Below are 18,052 nucleotides of genomic sequence, written 5' to 3' on the forward strand. Positions count from 1 at the left end.
GGGTCACATCTCCCGGAGCTGGGTGAGCCGGATGTTGTTGCCGGACGGGTCGCGGAACCCGCAGTCACGGCCGTACGGCTGGTCGGTCGGCTTCTCGTTGAACTCGACGCCGCGCGCCGAGAGCTCCGCGTAGGCGGCGTCGCAGTCGTCGGTGGTCAGGAAGACGGTGCCGGCCGCGCCCTTGGCGGTCAGCTCGCGCACCTGACCCTGGGTCTCGGCGTCGAGCACCGGCGGACCGGGGATCGCCATCAGCACGATGGCCACGTCCTCCTGCCCGGCCGGACCGACCGTGAGCCAGCGGAAGTCCCCCATCTCGGGGAGGGTGACGTCGGACCTGACCTCCATCCCGACGTTCTTCGTGTAGAAGGCGAGCGCCTCCTCCTGGTCGTGCACCCAGAGCTGAGCGGTGGCGATCCTGATCATCGAGTCCTCCGGTGGGGCGGGCCGTCGGCATGGTGTTCCGTAGCGGCGATACCGTCACGCTATTCCGGGGCCCTCGGCGGCGTCTTCTCGAAACGTGCGGTGTTGCGGGCGGCCGTAGGCGCGCTGCACACAGCCCGGGATGATGGCGTGCGCGGCCGCGGGCGGGAACGCCGCCCGGTAGGCCGCGGGCGTGCGCGCGTACATCCGCGTGAAGCTGGTGGTGAACGAACCCAGGCTGTTCAGCCCGACGTCGAAGCAGACGGTGGCGATCGGGCGGTCCGTGGTGCGCAGCAGGGTGGCGGCCCGCTCCAGCCGCCTGGTCAGCAGGTACACGTGCGGGGACTCGCCGAACGCCCGCCGGAACTCGCGGCTGAAGTGCGCCCGCGACAGGCCGGCCGCCGCGGCGAGCTCGGCGACGGTGAGCGGCTCGGCGTACCGCGCGTCGGCGAGGTCCTTGGCCCGGAGCAGATGGCGGGCAGGGGGGTGTGCGGCCACGTGGTCCAGCGTAGTGAAGGGGTGTGACAGCGGAGCCGCCGCCGAAAGGGCGCCCGGACGGGCGCGCACAACGCAAGATGCCGGCCAGGATCTCTCCTGACCGGCACCGGCTCGCTCGCGACTGCGAGCGGTCTGTGTCCGAGGGGGGACTTGAACCCCCACGCCCGATAAAGGGCACTAGCACCTCAAGCTAGCGCGTCTGCCATTCCGCCACCCGGACCGGGTGTGTTGCCGCGGGTTTCACTTGTGTTCTTCCCGTGGCGACAGAGAGAACACTACCAGGCCCGCGGACCGCTTCTCACCTGCGTATCTGCCGCCCGGCGGGGTGCCTGGAGGTGTGCTGGGACGAATACTGACGAACACGGACAGGACGGACCGACGGGTGACCCGGAGGTGGTGGCGGTGCGCGGGCTGGCGCGCCTGCATGCTGCTGGACGGCTGGACCTCGCGGCCGGCCTGGTCCTGGTGGTGCGGCCGGACGCCGAGCCCGAGGGCTGACGCAGTTCACCGCCCTGCTGTTCCTGAGCGCCGGGACCTTCCGGGTGGTCGGCGGGATCACCGTACGGGGGCGCTCGCGTGTCGCTGCTCTTCGGCGGCCTCGGGCTGATCGGCGTGGGGATCGGCTCGCGCCGGGTGATCGGGATGGCCGCGGACGCCCGCAAGGCCGCCGGGCCACCGTCGCAGCCGCCGCCGGGTTGATCGATCTCGCTGGCATGGCCCCGTGATCGGTGCCATGAATGGACCGCATTCGGCTGCTTCCGTTCAGAATCCGTCGTAAGAGTTCAGCCGATGCCTAGTTCCAGTCCCCGCTCCAGCCGCTGACAGCTGGTCTCCTAGCCTCTGTGAACCTAGGGAGCCTTGAGCGGAACGCCCGATTCCCGAGAGGCCGCCGGTGGCATGAGCTGCGGTCGGCGGCAGAGCCTCCCGTCACCGTGCGAAGGGCGGCTTGACCGTGGAACAGACCAGCGAGGCGACCGGGCCGACGACGAGACCGTCCGACGGCCCCGAACCACTTCCCCCTCTCCCCACCTCATCCTCATCGGCCCCGACCGCAGCACCAACCGGAATCGGCATCGACACCGGCAGGGGGACCGGCACCGGCGCCGCCGCCGGGTCCCGCGCCGGGCGGACCGAGCAGGTGCCGCGGCCCGGGGTGTGGCGCTTCCCGGCGGAGTCCAGCGAGGCCTCGGTGCCCCGCACCCGCCATGCCGTGCGCGACCGGCTGCTGGCCGAGGGGATGGCGGGGGAGCGCTACCAGGAACTGATCGACGACCTGCTGCTGATCGTCTCCGAGCTGGTGGGCAACGCCGTCACCCATGCCGCGGCGCTCTCCCCCCGGGTCGTCACCGAGCTGCGGATCGGGGAGGGCCGGGTGCGGGTCGCCGTCGAGGACGGGCATCCGTACCGGCCCAAGGCGCAGGAGAGCGATCTGGGACGGCTGGGCGGACGCGGGCTGCTGCTGGTCAAGAGCATCACGCTGCAGGCCGGCGGGGTGTGCGACGTGGAGCGGACCGAGGAGGGCGGCAAGGTGATCTGGGCGGCCCTGCCGCTGCCCGGCCCGGCGGTACCGCCGCAGGGCCGAGCCGGTGTCCGGCCGGGGTTCCCCGACGTGGCGATGCTCGATGCGATCACCGAGGCGGTCAAGGACGACGAGGACGCGCCCGCGGAGGGGGAGACCGCCGGGCGGCACGCCTGGCCCGAGTGACGCTCCGGCCCGCCCCGCGCGGGACCGGGCGGGACCGGGCCCGGGTGGGGCACCCCGGGCCGGGGTGCCCCGCGGGGGCGGGTGCCCCTACCAGTCCCGTCCGGCGATCTCCTGGATACCCGGCAGCGCGGCGTCGAAGACGGTCTCGAACCACACCGAGAACGGCTTCTGCGCCCGCAGGTCCTTCAGCTCCTGGGCGGTGACGAAGCGGGTGGAGTCGACCTCGTCCGGGTCGGGCGCCAGCTCGGCGGTGACCAGGCCGACGAACAGGTGGTTCCACTCCCGCTCGATCAGGCCGGAGGCCTCGTCGGGCAGGTCGTAGCGCACCGTCCCGGCCTCGCAGAGCAGCGCCGGGGCCGCGCCGAGCTCCTCCGCGGTGCGCCGGGCGGCGGCCACGAAGGGCTGCTCGCCGGGGTAGGGGTGGCCGCAGCAGGTGTTGGACCACACGCCCGGCGAGTGGTACTTGCCGAGCGCCCGGCGCTGGAGCAGCAGCCGGCCCTGCTGGTCGAACAGGAAGACGGAGAACGCCCGGTGGAGGCGGCCCGGCTGCTGGTGGGCCCAGAGCTTCTCGGCGGTGCCGACGGTGACGCCGTCGTCGTCCACGAGTTCCAGCAGGATCTCCGGCCCGGCGGCGCCCAGACCGGGGTCGGTGCCCGGTTCTCTGCCGGTGAGGCCCGCGGGGGCGTCAGCGAGATCCGGCCGGCTGGTCGATGGGCTCGTGGGCATGAGGCCCCTTTCGCGCGGGGACCGGAGCCGCCACCCGGGCGTGCGGGCCCGGGTCCGTCCACCCCGGTCCGGTGGTCGGCTGCGCCGCCGGGCGTCCCCGGGGTCGCCCGGGGTGCACCAGGGGGCGTCGGGGCCCCAGTCTGCCGTATGGCCCAGCGTCGGTGCTGGTCCGACGCACATCTGGGCGCTTACCGGGCCGTACCGGTATGGATGAATGGTGAAACTGTTCGACCAGTGGTCAATTTTGTCGACCGTTCGTTCACCTTCTGGCAAGTCCGCTCGATTCCGTCGCGCGGATGCGTACGGATGCGCGCGGATGATTCACGAGTCCCGCCCGGACCGGTGCGGGGCCGCCGGACCGCCGCCGGAAGCGTCCCCGGGTCGCTTGTCGCGGCGCCCGGTCGTCCGGGATGATGATCCACACGGACCGGGCCCCTCACCTGGGGTTTCGCTCGGCCGGTGCGGCTTCGCGCCGTCCACCGCGGCCGCGTTCGGGCTGGTCGCCGTGGTCGCCTACCATCACTACGACACGGTGTACCGCCCCGAGGGCGGGGCCGGGCGCCGTCCCGGGGGCCGGTGCGGGACGACGGCGGGCAGGACGGCCGGGCCCGCCGCTCCCCGTCGCGGCGACCGGGTGCGTGGTCGCCGGGTGCGCGGCGGCCGGTGCGCCGACCGCAGCGCCGCGGGCATCCACGTGCGGGTGCCCCGCGGCGTCACAGCAGCACACGACGAAACAGGAGACACCGCATGATCGGCCTCGTCCTGGCAGCCGGCGCGGGCCGCCGGCTCCGCCCGTACACCGACACCCTGCCCAAGGCCCTGGTGCCGGTCGACGGGGAGCGGACCGTCCTGGACCTCACCCTCGGCAACTTCGCCGAGGTCGGCCTGCGCGAGGCCGCGATCGTCGTGGGCTACCGCAAGGAGGCGGTGTACGACCGCAAGGACGCCCTGGAGCAGAAGTACGGCGTCAAGCTGACCCTGGTCGAGAACGACAAGGCCGAGGAGTGGAACAACGCCTACTCCCTGTGGTGCGCCCGGGACCTGTTCGGCGAGGGGCTGCTGCTCGCCAACGGCGACACCGTGCACCCCGCCTCGGTGCAGCGCACCATGCTGGACGGCAACGACCGCCGGATCAAGGAGGGCACCGCCCCCGGCATCCTGCTCGCCCTGGACACCGTGAAGAAGCTCGCCGACGAGGAGATGAAGGTCGTCGTCGACCCGGCGGCCGGCATGCGGCGGATCACCAAGCTGATGGACCCGGCCGAGGCCACCGGTGAGTACATCGGCGTCACGGTGATCAACCCCGCCGCCGCCGCCGACCTGAGCGACGCGCTGCGCGCCACCTTCGAGCGCGACCCGCAGCTGTACTACGAGGACGGTTACCAGGAGATGGTCGACCGCGGCCTGCGGATCGACGTCCAGCCGATCGGCGAGGTCTCCTGGGTCGAGGTCGACAACCACGACGACCTGGCGAAGGCGCGGGAGATCGCGTGCCGGTACTGACCCGACTGGTGCCCTCGCCGGTCTTCGTCGAGATCCGCCCGGACGCCCTGGACGCGCTCGGCGGGATCCTCGCCGACCAGCGGCTGTCGGCCTCCGGCCGGATAGCGGTGGCGGTCAGCAACGGCTCCGGTGCGGTCCTGCGGGAGCGGCTGGAGCCGCTGCTGCCGGGCGCCGACTGGTACCACGTGCCGGACGGCACCCTGGACAGCGCGGTACGGCTGGCCGACCAGATGCGCGCCGGGCACTACGACGCGATCGTGGGCCTCGGCGGCGGCAAGATCATCGACGTGGCCAAGTACGCCGCGGCCCGGGTCGGCCTGCCGGTCGTCGCGGTCGCCACCAACCTGGCCCACGACGGCATCTGCTCCCCGGTCTCGACCCTCGACAACGACGCCGGGCGCGGCTCGTACGGGGTGCCCAGCCCGATCGGCATCGTGGTCGACCTGGACGTGGTCCGCCGGGCCCCGGCGCGGTTCGTGGCCTCCGGGATCGGCGACGTCATCTCCAACATCTCCGCCTGCGCGGACTGGGAGCTGTCGCACACCGTGACCGGCGAGCCGGTGGACGGACTGGCGGTCGCGATGGCCCGCGCGGCCGGTGAGAACCTGCTGCGCCACCCCGGCAGCCTGGCCGACCAGGACCTGCTGACGGCGCTCGCGGAAGCCCTGGTACTGTCCGGCATCGCGATGAACATCGCTGGCAGTACCCGGCCGTCCTCGGGGGCCTGCCACGAGATCTCGCACGCCCTGGACGTGCTGTATCCCAAGCGGTCCGCCCAGCACGGCGAGCAGGTGGGCCTCGGTGCGGCCTTCGCCTGCTTCCTGCGGGGCGAGCGCGAGCTGACCGGCCTGGTCGTGGACCGCCTGCGGTTCCACGGCCTTCCGGTGACCGCGGACGAGATCGGCTTCACCGAGGCGGAGTTCACCGAAGCGGTGCACTACGCTCCGAACACCCGTCCGGGTCGTTTCACCATCCTCGAGCACCTCGACCTCTCCCCATCAGACATCAGGGACGCGTACGCCGACTATGTCCAAGCCGTCAACAGCTGACCGCCCCGCCGGGACCCCGGCCGAGCGCCCGCCGGTCGACCTCACCCGCCGCCCCTCGATCGAGGAGCTGCGGGCCGTCATCCACCCGGAGGGCATGCTCCAGCGCCGGAGCGCCGAGCACTGGGCCGGCCGCCTCTACATGCGCAAGATCTCGCTGCGGATCACCCGGGTCCTGTCCACCATGACGGTGATCACGCCCAACGGCCTGACCTACCTGATGATGCTGACCGGCATCGCGGCCGGCGCCGCGCTGCTGGTGCCGGGGATCACCGGAGCAGTGCTCGGCGCGCTGCTGATCCAGATCTACCTGCTGCTCGACTGCGTCGACGGCGAGGTGGCCCGCTGGCGCCGGCAGACCTCGCTGACCGGCGTCTACCTGGACCGGGTCGGCCACTACATGTCCGAGGCCGCGCTGCTCACCGGCCTCGGCCTGCGCGCCGCCGACCTGTTCCACCAGGAGGGCTCCGCCTCGCAGTGGCAGTGGGCCTTCCTCGGCACGCTGGCCGCGCTCGGTGCGATCCTGATCAAGTCGGAGACCGACCTGGTCGACGTGGCCCGCGCCCGCAGCGGTCTGACCGCCGTGCAGGACGAGGCCTCGGTGCCGCGCTCCACCGCCGTGGCCAAGGCCCGCCGGGCGGCCTCGCTGCTGAAGTTCCACCGCCTGGTCGGCGCGGTCGAGGCCTCGCTGTTCATCCTGGCGGCCGGGATCGCCGACGCCGTGCACGGGGGGCTGTTCTTCACCCGCCTCGCGGTGGTCGTGCTGGCCGCCATCGCCATGCTCCAGACCGTGCTGCACCTGCTCAGCATCGTCCTGTCCAGCAGGCTGCGATGAGCACCGGGTCCGGCGAGGGCACCGAGGGCTTCCGGCTGGGCGCCGTCATCATCACGATGGGCGACCGCCCGGCCGAGCTGACCGCACTGATCGACTCGGTGCGCGCCCAGCACGGCCCGGCCGTCGAACTGGCGGTGGTCGGCAACGGCGCTCCGCTGCCGCCGCTGCCGGAAGGTGTGCGCACCGCCGAGCTGCCTGAGAACCTGGGCATCCCCGGCGGCCGCAACGTCGGCATCGAGCTGTTCGGCGAGGACGGCCGGGACGTCGACGCGGTGCTCTTCCTGGACGACGACGGCTCGCTGCCCGGGCAGGACTCGGCCGAGCTGCTCCGGCAGGCCTTCGCCGCCGACCCGGAGCTGGGCATCGTCTCGTTCCGGATCGCCGACCCGGACACCGGCGTCACCCAGCGCCGGCACGTCCCGCGGCTGCGCGTCGGCGACCCGCTGGTCTCCTCGCCGGTGACCACCTTCCTGGGCGGCGCCAGCGCGGTGCGCAGCGAGGTGTTCCGGACGGCCGGGCAGCTGCCCGGGGACTTCTTCTACGCCCACGAGGAGACCGACCTGGCCTGGCGCGCGCTGGACGCCGGCTGGTCGATCGACTACCGGGCGGACATCGTGCTGCACCACCCGACGACTTCCCCGGGCCGGCACGCCACGTACCTGCACAACGTGGCCCGGAACCGGGTGTGGCTGGCCCGACGGAACCTCCCGGTGCCGTTGGTCCCTCTCTACCTGGGAACCTGGTTCCTGCTCACGCTGGCCCGCCGCCCCTCGGGTGCCGCGGTCAAGGCGTGGCTGGGCGGTTTCCTGGCCGGCTGGCGGGAGCCCTGCGGTCCTCGCCGTCCGATGCGATGGCGTACTGTATGGCGACTGACCAGGTTGGGCAGACCGCCAATCATCTGATCGCATGTTGTGATCGCTGTGGTCGGCAGCAGCCCCTCTGCCGACCGGCTTGTCCCCCCGTGATCCCCCCGGATCCGGCCCCGGCCCGCCTGCTCAGCCGATACAGGTGCGGACCGGACCATCGATCCCGCTAAAGGACGAATGTGTCGACAGTGAGTGATTCCGTCAGCCTCTCAGCCCCGAGGGGGGCGGACGCGGGCCTGACCCCCAAGCAGCTGGCGGACAAGTACGGCTTGACGGTCAGCGGTCGCCGCCCCGGGCTGTTCGCGTACAGCAGGCAGCTGTGGAACCGGCGCCACTTCATCATGGCGTTCGCCACCGCCCGGCTGGTCGCGCAGTACACCACGGCCAAGCTCGGCCAGGTCTGGCAGGTGGCCACGCCCCTGCTGAACTGCCTGGTGTTCTACATCGTCTTCGGCGTGATCCTCGGCAACAAGGGGATCCCGCACTACGTCGCCTGGCTGTGCATCGGTGTCTTCGTCTTCCAGTTCACCCAGAGCGCGGTGCAGGCCGGCACCCGGGCGATCTCGGACAACCTCGGGCTGATCCGCGCGCTGCACTTCCCCCGTGCCTCGATGCCGATCGCCTTCACCGTGATCCAGCTCCAGCAGCTGCTGATCTCGATGGTGGTGCTGGTCGCCATCGTGCTGGGCAGCGGGATCCCGCCGACCGACACCTGGATCCTGGTGATCCCGGCGCTGATCCTGCAGAGCGCGTTCAACACCGGCCTGGCCCTGATCATGGCCCGGATCGGCGCCAAGACCAGTGACATCTCGCAGCTGATCCCGTTCGTGATGCGCGCCTGGCTCTACATGTCCGGCGTGATGTACAGCATCCAGGACCGGATCGACAAGTGGCCGCACTACATCCAGGTGATCATGACGATCAACCCGGCCTCGGTCTACATGGACCTGATCCGGTACGCCATGGTCCCGGAGATCTACGACCCGGCGACCAAGAACCACCAGAAGCTGCCGCACCACCAGTGGGAACTGGGCATCGCCTGGGCCGTGGTCACCTTCGTGGTCGGCTACGTGTTCTTCTGGAAGGCCGAGGAGGAGTACGGCCGTGGCTGACACCGCAACCACCGAGAGCCTGGAGAGCGCCGTGCGCGACGCCCAGAACGACAGCGCCCGGGTCCCCACCGTGGTCGTCGACGACGTGCACATCGTCTACCGGGTGCACGGCGCCGGCGCCGGCAAGGGCAGCGCCACCTCGGCGCTGAGCCGGATCATCAGCAAGAAGCGCTCGCCCTCGATCCGCGAGGTGCACGCGGTGCGCGGGATCAGCTTCACCGCGTACAAGGGCGAGGCGGTCGGCCTGATCGGGTCGAACGGCTCCGGCAAGTCGACCATGCTGGCGGCCATCGCGGGCCTGCTGCCGACCGAGCGCGGCGGCATCTACACCAACGGCCAGCCCTCGCTGCTGGGCGTCAACGCCGCCCTGATGAACGACCTCACCGGCGAGCGCAACGTGGTGCTCGGCTGCCTGGCGATGGGCATGACCAAGGAGGAGGTGCGCAGCCGGTACCAGGAGATCGTCGACTTCTCGGGCATCAACGAGAAGGGCGACTTCATCTCGCTGCCGATGCGCACGTACTCCTCCGGCATGGGCGCCCGGCTCCGGTTCTCGATCGCCGCGGCCAAGACCCACGACGTGCTGCTGATCGACGAGGCGCTGGCCACCGGTGACCAGGCCTTCCAGCAGCGCAGCAAGCAGCGGATCAACGAGCTGCGCAAGGCGGCCGGTACGGTCTTCCTGGTCAGCCACGACAACAACTCGATCCGCGAGGTCTGCGAGCGGACCATCTGGATCGAGCACGGCGAGCTGGTCATGGACGGCCTCACCGAGGACGTCGTCTCCGCCTACGAGCGGGGTGAGCGCCCCTGAGCGGGCGCTCCCGACCTGCGGGGCCGGTGCCGGGGCTTCCCCGGACCGGCCCTGCGTCGTGTACCGGCGGTCTTCCCCCGGACGGCGGGAGGCTGCAAGGCTGGGACCTGGCCGGGGAGCCGCCCCGAGTGGGTCCGCGAGGCGTGTCCGAGGCGGGCCCGGAGGGTCGGCCGGTGTACAACGGGGGAGTGACGGCAGTGGCGGCTTCAGCTAAATCAGATAACCCGACTGATGGTGGGGCGGGTGGCGGCGCCCTGGGCGGCGGCACGCTGGACGACGGCACCCTCGGCAAAGCGGACCTGGAGAACTTCCCGGTCGCCCCGGTGTTCCTGCCCGCCGCCTGGCGCGCCGACCTGATGGCGGTCTACGGCTTCGCCCGTCTGATCGACGACGCCGGCGACGGCGACCTCGCCGATCCGGCCGGGGTGGCCCGTCTGCTGGACGTGGAGAGCGCTCCCCAGGACCCCGGCTTCCGGCCCGCCCTGCTGGACGGCCTGGAGCGCGACCTCGACCGTGCCTTGGAGGCGGCCCTGTCCCCGGACGCCGCCCGCCCCGCCGCCGAGGGCCCGCGCCACCCGCTGATGCGCGCGCTGGTGCCGCTGGTGGACCGGCACGGCCTGACCCCCGAGCCGTTCCGCCGGCTGATCGAGGCCAACCGGGTGGACCAGCGGGTCGCCCGCTACCCCAGGTACCAGGACCTGCTCGACTACTGCACGCTCTCCGCCGACCCGGTCGGCCGCCTGGTGCTGGCCATCGCCGGACGCTCCACGCCCGAGCGGATCACCCGCTCGGACCAGATCTGCACGGCGCTCCAGATCATCGAGCACCTCCAGGACGTGGCCGAGGACCTCGCCCGCGGCCGGATCTACCTGCCGGCCGAGGACATGGCCCGCTTCCGGGTCACCGAGGCCGACCTCGCCGCCCCCGCCGCCGGGCCGCGGGTCCGCGAGCTGATCGCCTTCGAGGCGGCCCGGGCCCGGACCCTGCTCGACCACGGGTCACCGCTGGTAGGTACGGTTCGAGGAAGGCTCCGACTGCTGCTGGCGGGATTCACCGCCGGAGGGTACGCGGCCCTGGCGGCCATCGAGGCCGCCGGGTACGACGTACTGGCCATCCAGGCCAAGCCGGACAAGCGCCGCCTCGCAGTGAAGGCGGCCGCACTCTTCGCGAAGGGAAGGTGAGCGCCCGAGTGGGGGCATCACCACTGGCGTCGGCGCCGGTCATGGCGGCCTACCGGTACTGCGAGGCGGTCACCGCGCTGCAGGCCCGCAACTTCAGCTACGGCATCCGGCTGCTGCCCGAGTCCAAGCGGCTCGCCATGTCGGCGCTGTACGCGCTGGCCCGGCGGGTCGACGACATCGGCGACGGCGAACTGCCACCCGACCGCAAGACCGAGCAGCTCGGGCAGACCCGGGCGCTGCTGGACCAGATCAGGGCCGGGTCGGTGTCCGAGGAGGACACCGACCCGATCAAGGTCGCGCTCGCGGACGCCGCCCGGCGCTTCCCGATCCCGCTCGGCGGCTTCGACGAACTGATCGACGGCGTCGAGATGGACCTCAAGGGCGTCGAGTACCAGACCTTCGAGGACCTCAAGGTCTACTGCCGCTGCGTGGCCGGCTCGATCGGCCGCCTCTCGCTCGGCGTGTACGGCTGCGAGGACCCGGCCCTCGGCGAGCGCTACGCCGACACCCTGGGCCTCGCGCTGCAGCTCACCAACATCCTGCGCGACCTGCGCGAGGACGCCGCCAACGGCCGCACCTACCTGCCCGCCGAGGACCTGGCCCGGTTCGGCTGCGAGCAGGGCTTCGGGCAGCCCGTGCTGCCCGCCGGGGCCGACTTCACCGGCCTGGTCGCCTTCGAGGCCGAGCGGGCCCAGCGGGCCTTCGAGGAGGGCCTGCGGCTGCTGCCGCTGCTCGACCGCCGCAGCCGCGCCTGCACCGCCGCGATGGCCGGCATCTACCACCGGCTGCTCGGACGGATCGCCGCCGAGCCGGAGTCGGTGCTGCGCGGCCGGGTCTCGCTGCCCGGATGGCAGAAGGCATACGTGGCACTGTCCGGGCTCGCCGGAGGGCGTTCTTGATTCTCTCGCCAGTTATGTCACGCTGTGTCAGCAGGGAACCACGCATGCCTGGGAGAGCGTTGTCCACCGCCGGGCGACGGAAGGACCACAACGACGGGGGGAGAGGCTGATGTCGGCACGAGCTGCGGTCCACCGGCCCACCGCCGTGGTGGTCGGCGGCGGCCTGGCGGGCATCACCGCCGCGCTGCGGCTGGCCGAGGCCGGCCAGCGGGTCACCCTGCTGGAGACCCGCCCCCGCCTCGGCGGCCTGGCCTTCTCCTTCCGCCGCGGCGACCTGACCGTCGACAACGGCCAGCACGTCTTCCTGCGCTGCTGCACCGCCTACCGCGGCCTGGTCGACCGGCTGGGCGCGGGCCATCTGGTGGATCTCCAGCCCCGGCTGGACGTCCCGGTGCTCGGTCTCGGTCCGGACGGCTCCCGCACCCTCGGCCGGCTGCGCCGGGCCGGCCTGCCGGTCCCGCTGCACCTCGCCGCCAGCCTGGCGGGCTACCCCCACCTGTCCCCGGCCGACCGGCTGCGGGTGGTGCGGGGAGCGCTCGCGCTCAAGGCGCTCGACCTCACCGACCCGGCCCTGGACCGGCTCTCGTTCGGCGACTGGCTGCGCCGGCACGGCCAGACCCCGGCCACCCTGGCCGCGCTCTGGGACCTGGTCGGCGTGGCCACGCTGAACGCCACCGCCGACCGGACCTCGCTGGCGCTGGCCGCGATGGTCTTCAAGACCGGCCTGCTCTCCGACCCGGGCGCCTCCGACATCGGGATGGCCAACGTCCCGCTCGGCGGGATCCACCACGACGCGGCGCTCGCCGAGCTCGAGCGCGCCGGCGTCCGGGTGCTGCTGCGCACCCGCGCCGCCGAGCTCAAGCCCGCCGACCAGCACGCGGTCCGGCTGGAGGGCGGCGAGCTGCTCACCGCCGACACCGTGGTGCTGGCCGGGGCCCAGGAGTCGGCCGCCGCCCTGCTGCCGCCCGGGGCGATCGAGCAGCAGCAGCGGCTCGGGCAGCTCGGCCACGCGCCCATCCTCAACGTGCACGTGGTCTACGACCGCAAGCTGCTGCGGCGGCCGTTCTTCGCCGCACTGGGCTCCCCGGTGCAGTGGGTGTTCGACCGGACGGCGCACTCCGGTCTCGACGTGCCCGGCGCCCAGTACCTCGCGCTCTCCCAGTCGGCCGTCGAGGCCGAGATCGACCTGCCGGTCGCCGAGCTGCGCGAGCGCTACCTGCCGGAGCTGGAGCGGCTGCTGCCGGCCGCCCGCGGCGCCCGGGTGCTGGACTTCTTCGTCACCCGCGAGCGCACCGCCACCTTCGACCCGGCGCCCGGCACCGCGGCCCTGCGCCCGGCGGCCCGGACGGCGGTGCCCGGCGTGCTGCTGGCCGGTTCGTGGACCGCCACCGGCTGGCCCGCGACCATGGAGAGCGCGGTCCGCAGCGGCCACGCCGCCGCCGACGCCGCGCTGGCCCGGGCCGGCGCCGCGGTGCGGATCCGGGTCGACCGCGGCGACGGGCGGTGGCCCCGATGACGGCCCGCCCCACCACCACCGACATCGCACCAGACCGGCCGTCCCCCACGGCCGGGAACACGCAGGAAGAGGGAACGCACGTGGAGGCACGCACCGGCTCGATGGCTCGGGCCGCGGGGGCCGCACCGGTCAAGGACACCTCGTCGGTGGTGGAGCTGCTGGCCCGCGGCCGGAGCCTGTGCACCCCGCCGCTGCGCTCCGCCATCGCCCGTTTGGCCGCACCGATGGACACCGTCGCGGCGTACCACTTCGGCTGGATCGACCGGGACGGCAAGCCGGCCGCGGGGGACGGCGGCAAGGCCGTCCGCCCCGCCCTGGCGCTGCTGTCGGCCGAGGCGGCCGGGGCCCCCGCCGAGCACGGGGTGCCCGGCGGCGTCTCCGTTGAGATGGTGCACAACTTTTCCCTGCTCCATGATGATCTGATGGACGGTGACGAGTTCCGGCGGCACCGGGCGACGGCGTGGACGGTCTTCGGCCCGGCCCAGGCGATCCTGGTCGGCGACGCGCTGGCCACGCTCGGCACCGAGGTGCTGCTGGACGCCGCCGTCAGCGGCAAGGCGACCGCCGCGGACGCCGCCCGCGCCGTCCGGCTGATCACCACCGCGACCCGCAAGCTGATCGACGGCCAGGCCCAGGACCTCTCCTTCGAACACCGTGACCTGGTCACCGTCGAGGAGTGCCTGGAGATGGAGGGCAACAAGACCGGCGCGCTGCTGGCCGCCTCCGCCGCCGTCGGCGCGGTGCTGGCCGGTGCCGACGACCGGGTCTCCGACGCGCTCCAGCGCTACGGCCACCACCTGGGCCTGGCCTTCCAGGCGGTGGACGACCTGCTCGGCATCTGGGGCGCCACCGAGGTCACCGGCAAGCCGCACTGGGGCGACCTGCGCCAGCGCAAGAAGTCGCTTCCGGTGGCCGCCGCGCTGGCCGACGGCGGCGAGGCCTCCCGGCTGCTGGCCGAGCAGCTGGCCGACCCCAAGGGCCGGGGCGAGGAGAGCGAGCCGCAGCTCGCCGCCCGCGCCGCCCTGATCGAGCAGGCCGGCGGCCGCGCCTGGACCCAGGACGAGGCCCGCCGCCAGTACGAGACCGCCCTCGCCGCTCTGGACGAGGTGCCGATGGACCGCACGGTGCGCGAGCACTTCGTGGCACTCGCCGAATTCGTGGTGGTACGAGAGAGGTGACGTCAAGGTGACAGCAACCGCGGGCGGCCGGCTCGACCCCGAGTACGATCCCGAGCCGGCCGCGGTGGGCACCCGCCCGCCGGTGCCCGACGGACCCGGCCCGCGCCGGGCCCCGGTCCCGACCGGGCCAAACGATTCTTCACCCGCCGCGGCCGCCCTGGCCCGGGCCACCACCCACCTGCTATCGCTGCAGAGCACCGAGGGCTGGTGGAAGGGCGACCTGGAGACCAACGTCACCATGGACGCCGAGGACCTGTTACTGCGACAGTTCCTGGGCATCCGCACCGAGGAGCAGACCGCGGCCAGTGCCGCCTGGATCCGCTCCCAGCAGCGCGAGGACGGCACCTGGGCCACCTTCCACGGCGGCCCGCCCGAGCTGTCCGCCACGGTCGAGGCGTACGTGGCGCTGCGGCTGGCCGGCGACCCGCCCGAGGCCGGGCACATGCGGGCGGCCGCCGAGTTCGTCCGCGCCCGCGGCGGCATCGCCGCCAGCCGGGTCTTCACCCGGATCTGGCTCGCCCTGTTCGGCTGGTGGCCCTGGGACGAACTCCCCGAGCTGCCCCCCGAGCTGATCTTCCTGCCCAGCTGGGCACCGCTGAACATCTACGACTTCGGCTGCTGGGCCCGGCAGACCATCGTGCCGCTGACGGTGGTCTCCGCCAGCCGCCCGGTGCGGCCCGCCCCGTTCGCCCTCACCGAGCTGCACACCGACCCGGCCGACCCGTACCCGGCCCGGCCGCTCGCCCCCGCCCGCAGCTGGGACGGCCTCTTCCAGCGGCTCGACCGGCTGATGCACGTCTACCACCGCTACGCGCTGCGCCCGCTGCGCCGCCTCGCCCTGAGCCGGGCCGGCCGGTGGATCGTCGAACGGCAGGAGGCCGACGGCTGCTGGGGCGGCATCCAGCCGCCCGCCGTCTACTCGCTGATCGCCCTGCACCTGCTGGGCTACCCGCTCGACCACCCGGTGATGAAGGCCGGGCTGGCCTCCTTCGACGGCTTCACCGTGCACACCCCCGACGGGCGGCGCTGGATGGAGGCCTGCCAGTCCCCGGTCTGGGACACCTGCCTGGCCGCCATCGCGCTGCGCGACGCCGGACTGCCCGCCGACCACCCCGCGCTGGTCGCCGCCGCGGACTGGATGCTCGGCGAGGAGATCACCGTCAAGGGTGACTGGGCGGTCAAACGTCCACGGCTGGACCCCGGCGGGTGGGCCTTCGAGTTCCACAACGACACCTATCCGGACATCGACGACACCGCCGAGGTGGTGCTGGCACTGCGCCGGATCGCCCATCCGGACGGTGAGCGGCTGGCCGGCGCGGTGCACCGCGGGGTCCGGTGGAACCTCGGCATGCAGTCCAAGAACGGCGCCTGGGGCGCCTTCGACGTCGACAACACCAGCAGGCTCCCCAACCGGCTGCCGTTCTGCGACTTCGGCGAGGTGATCGACCCGCCGTCCGCCGACGTCACCGCGCACGTGGTGGAGATGCTCGCCGAGGTGGGCCTCGCCCACGACCCGCGCACCCGCCGCGGCGTCGCCTGGCTGCTGGCCAACCAGGAGGCCGACGGTTCCTGGTTCGGCCGCTGGGGCACCAACTACGTGTACGGCACCGGCTCGGTGGTGCCCGCCCTGGTCGCGGCCGGCACCGCGCCCGGCCACCCGGCGGTGCGCCGCGCGGTGGCCTGGCTGAAGGAGCGGCAGAACCCCGACGGCGGCTGGGGCGAGGACATGCGCTCGTACGAGGACCCGGGCAGCTGGGCCGGGCGCGGCGAGTCCACCGCCTCGCAGACCGCCTGGGCGCTGATGGCGCTGCTGGCGGCCGGCGAGGGCCCCGGCGGGTCCGCGGCCGGGGACGGCGCGGCCGTCGAGCGCGGGGTGCGCTGGCTGGTGGACACCCAGCTGCCCGAGGGCACCTGGGACGAACCGCAGTTCACCGGGACGGGGTTCCCCTGGGACTTCTCCATCAACTACCACCTGTACCGGCTGGTCTTCCCGGTGACCGCGCTCGGCCGGTACGTGAACGGCACCCCCCTGGGCGGAGGCGGACGATGACGGCAGGCCCGCTGCTGGTGCTGTGCGCGCTCGGCCCCGAACTGTGGGCGCTGCGCGGCGGCGACTGGACCGGCGCCACCGAGCCGCCGGTGCTCGCCCGCACCGGCATGGGCCGCCGCCGGGCCGGCCGCAGCGTGGCCCGGCTGCTCGCGGACGACGGGTACGGCGCGCTGGTGGTGGCCGGGTTCGGCGCCTCGGTGGCTCCCGGGGTCCGGCCCGGCGAGGTGATCGTCGCGGACGCCGTCCGGGACGGCGAGGGCCGCCGGTTCGAGCTGGACTCCGCCCCCGTACTGGCCGAGGAACTGCGTTCGCGCGGCCTGGCCGCCCACACCGGCCTGCACCACACCGCCGACCACGTGGTCCGCGGCGCCGAGCGCGCCGCGCTGCACGCCTCCGGCGCGCTGGCCGTCGACATGGAGGCCGCCGCCGTCCTCGCGGCCCGGGCCGAGCGGCGGCCCGGCCTGCCGACCGCGGTGCTGAGGATCGTGGTCGACACCCCCGAGCGCGAGCTGATCCGCCCCGGCACCCTGCCGGCCGGGGTGCGCGCCTGGCGGTCGCTGCGCGCGGCCGTACCGGCGCTCACCGCCTGGCACCGGCACACCATCGCCGTCCCGGCGTCCGCCCCTGCCCCCCACCAGCCCCACCCACAGCCCTCGACGCTCCCTCAGGAGGCGAGCTAGTCATGGCCATGCCGCTGCGTCAGACCATCCGGGTCGGCACCTACCTCATGCAGCAGAAGATCAAGCGGCGGGACAAGTTCCCGCTGATCGTGGAGCTGGAACCGCTCTACGCCTGCAACCTGGCCTGCGAGGGCTGCGGCAAGATCCAGCACCCGGCCGGCGTGCTCAAGCAGCGGATGCCGGTCGCCCAGGCGGTCGGCGCGGTGCTGGAGTCGGGCGCCCCGATGGTCTCCATCGCGGGCGGCGAACCGCTGATGCACCCGCAGATCGACGAGATCGTCCGCCAGCTGGTGGCCCGCCGCAAGTACGTCTTCCTGTGCACCAACGCCCTGCTGATGCGCAAGAAGCTCGACAAGTTCACCCCCTCGCCGTACTTCACCTTCACCGTCCACATCGACGGGCTGCGCGAGCGGCACGACGCCTCGGTGGCCAAGGAGGGCACCTTCGACGAGGCGGTGGAGGCGATCAAGGAGGCCAAGCGGCGCGGCTTCCGGGTCACCACCAACTCGACCTTCTTCAACACCGACACCCCGCAGACCATCATCGAGGTGCTGGACTACCTCAACGACGAACTGCACGTCGACGAGATGATGATCTCCCCGGCGTACGCCTACGAGAAGGCCCCCGACCAGGAGCACTTCCTCGGCGTCGAGCAGACCAGGGAACTCTTCCGCAAGGCCTTCGCCGGCGGCAACCGGCTGCGCTGGCGGCTCAACCACAGCCCGCTCTTCCTGGACTTCCTGGAGGGCAAGGTCGACTTCGAGTGCACCGCCTGGGGCATCCCCAACTACTCGCTGTTCGGCTGGCAGCGCCCCTGCTACCTGATGGCCGACGGCTACGTCCCGACCTACCGCGAACTGATCGAGAAGACCGACTGGGCCAAGTACGGCCGCGGCAAGGACCCGCGCTGCGACAACTGCATGGCGCACTGCGGCTACGAGCCCACCGCCGTCCTCGCCACCATGGGATCGCTCAAGGAGTCGCTGCGCGCCGCCCGCGAGACGATCTCCGCCAACCGGGGAA

General features: G+C 72.9%; 18 protein-coding genes, 1 tRNA gene and 1 pseudogene. 16 read left to right on the plus strand and 4 right to left on the minus strand.

The features are described from left to right. Positions 1-3: 3 nt before the first annotated feature. The 3 genes from AA75_RS34600 to AA75_RS34610 all read right to left on the minus strand — a co-directional run bounded on the left by AA75_RS34600 (position 4) and on the right by AA75_RS34610 (position 1,138). Positions 4-423 (minus strand): VOC family protein, encoded by a 420-nt coding sequence (locus tag AA75_RS34600; RefSeq protein ID WP_033824321.1) that lies wholly within the window; start codon positions 421-423, stop codon positions 4-6. Positions 424-477: 54 nt separating this feature from the next. Further along, positions 478-918: a helix-turn-helix domain-containing protein gene (locus tag AA75_RS34605; RefSeq protein WP_033824322.1), complete on the minus strand. Its 441-nt coding sequence runs from the start codon at positions 916-918 to the stop codon at positions 478-480. 135 nt (positions 919-1,053) lie between these two features. Beyond that, a tRNA-Leu gene (locus AA75_RS34610) sits at positions 1,054-1,138 on the minus strand. A gap of 356 nt (positions 1,139-1,494) precedes the next feature. On the opposite strand from AA75_RS34610, the gene AA75_RS53585 reads away from it, so the two are divergent. Together AA75_RS53585 and AA75_RS52790 are read left to right on the plus strand one after the other, a co-directional pair. Next, entirely contained in the window at positions 1,495-1,617 is a 123-nt protein-coding gene (locus AA75_RS53585; RefSeq protein ID WP_255369538.1) for a hypothetical protein, read from the plus strand. Between the two features lie 454 nt (positions 1,618-2,071). Continuing rightward, the gene (locus tag AA75_RS52790) at positions 2,072-2,623 is read left to right on the plus strand and encodes an ATP-binding protein (RefSeq protein ID WP_063794499.1); all 552 of its coding nucleotides are present in this window, start codon (positions 2,072-2,074) and stop codon (positions 2,621-2,623) included. Positions 2,624-2,710: 87 nt separating this feature from the next. Here the strand turns inward: AA75_RS52790 and idi are convergent, their stop codons facing one another. Then, positions 2,711-3,349, minus strand: a complete 639-nt coding sequence (gene idi, locus AA75_RS34620) for an isopentenyl-diphosphate Delta-isomerase (RefSeq protein WP_033824324.1) — start codon at positions 3,347-3,349, stop codon at positions 2,711-2,713. Positions 3,350-3,833: 484 nt separating this feature from the next. On the opposite strand from idi, the pseudogene AA75_RS52795 reads away from it, so the two are divergent. From AA75_RS52795 to hpnH, 14 genes and pseudogenes are all read left to right on the plus strand, one after another. After that, positions 3,834-3,908: pseudogene (locus AA75_RS52795) on the plus strand (DUF5941 domain-containing protein); the annotation flags it as partial. A gap of 188 nt (positions 3,909-4,096) precedes the next feature. After that, on the plus strand, positions 4,097-4,852 hold the full coding sequence (locus AA75_RS34625) for a sugar phosphate nucleotidyltransferase (RefSeq protein WP_033824325.1): 756 nt from the start codon (positions 4,097-4,099) through the stop codon (positions 4,850-4,852). Next, entirely contained in the window at positions 4,840-5,901 is a 1,062-nt protein-coding gene (locus AA75_RS34630) for an iron-containing alcohol dehydrogenase family protein (protein WP_033824326.1), read from the plus strand. Before AA75_RS34625 ends, AA75_RS34630 begins: the two co-directional genes overlap by 13 nt. Positions 5,902-5,995: 94 nt before the next feature. Continuing rightward, positions 5,996-6,733, plus strand: coding sequence for a CDP-alcohol phosphatidyltransferase family protein (locus AA75_RS34635; RefSeq protein WP_199520484.1), 738 nt, complete (start codon positions 5,996-5,998; stop codon positions 6,731-6,733). Continuing rightward, positions 6,730-7,635: a glycosyltransferase family 2 protein gene (locus tag AA75_RS34640; protein ID WP_051813976.1), complete on the plus strand. Its 906-nt coding sequence runs from the start codon at positions 6,730-6,732 to the stop codon at positions 7,633-7,635. Before AA75_RS34635 ends, AA75_RS34640 begins: the two co-directional genes overlap by 4 nt. A 143-nt stretch (positions 7,636-7,778) precedes the next feature. Further along, entirely contained in the window at positions 7,779-8,711 is a 933-nt protein-coding gene (locus AA75_RS34645) for an ABC transporter permease (protein ID WP_033824327.1), read from the plus strand. Positions 8,712-8,730: 19 nt separating this feature from the next. Then, entirely contained in the window at positions 8,731-9,525 is a 795-nt protein-coding gene (locus AA75_RS34650; protein ID WP_233289320.1) for an ABC transporter ATP-binding protein, read from the plus strand. 254 nt (positions 9,526-9,779) lie between these two features. Next, positions 9,780-10,706 (plus strand): squalene synthase HpnC, encoded by a 927-nt coding sequence (gene hpnC, locus AA75_RS34655; RefSeq protein ID WP_033824347.1) that lies wholly within the window; start codon positions 9,780-9,782, stop codon positions 10,704-10,706. 41 nt (positions 10,707-10,747) lie between these two features. After that, positions 10,748-11,605, plus strand: coding sequence for a presqualene diphosphate synthase HpnD (gene hpnD, locus AA75_RS34660; RefSeq protein WP_082527054.1), 858 nt, complete (start codon positions 10,748-10,750; stop codon positions 11,603-11,605). 109 nt (positions 11,606-11,714) lie between these two features. Beyond that, positions 11,715-13,121, plus strand: a complete 1,407-nt coding sequence (gene hpnE / locus AA75_RS34665; RefSeq protein WP_033824329.1) for a hydroxysqualene dehydroxylase HpnE — start codon at positions 11,715-11,717, stop codon at positions 13,119-13,121. A gap of 101 nt (positions 13,122-13,222) precedes the next feature. After that, positions 13,223-14,299: a polyprenyl synthetase family protein gene (locus tag AA75_RS34670; RefSeq protein WP_033824348.1), complete on the plus strand. Its 1,077-nt coding sequence runs from the start codon at positions 13,223-13,225 to the stop codon at positions 14,297-14,299. Positions 14,300-14,381: 82 nt separating this feature from the next. Further along, a complete protein-coding gene (gene shc, locus AA75_RS34675; protein ID WP_033824349.1) occupies positions 14,382-16,349 on the plus strand; it encodes a squalene--hopene cyclase in 1,968 nt (655 codons plus the stop codon). Next, positions 16,346-17,029 carry a hypothetical protein gene (locus AA75_RS34680; RefSeq protein ID WP_063794500.1) on the plus strand — a complete coding sequence of 228 codons (684 nt, stop codon included), beginning with the start codon at positions 16,346-16,348 and terminating at the stop codon, positions 17,027-17,029. Before shc ends, AA75_RS34680 begins: the two co-directional genes overlap by 4 nt. A gap of 2 nt (positions 17,030-17,031) precedes the next feature. After that, positions 17,032-18,052: adenosyl-hopene transferase HpnH (hpnH, locus tag AA75_RS34685; RefSeq protein ID WP_063794501.1), on the plus strand; the 1,021-nt coding region annotated here is incomplete at its 3' end.

It is taken from the genome of Kitasatospora sp. MBT63 (assembly GCF_000710465.2).
Classification (GTDB): domain Bacteria; phylum Actinomycetota; class Actinomycetes; order Streptomycetales; family Streptomycetaceae; genus Kitasatospora.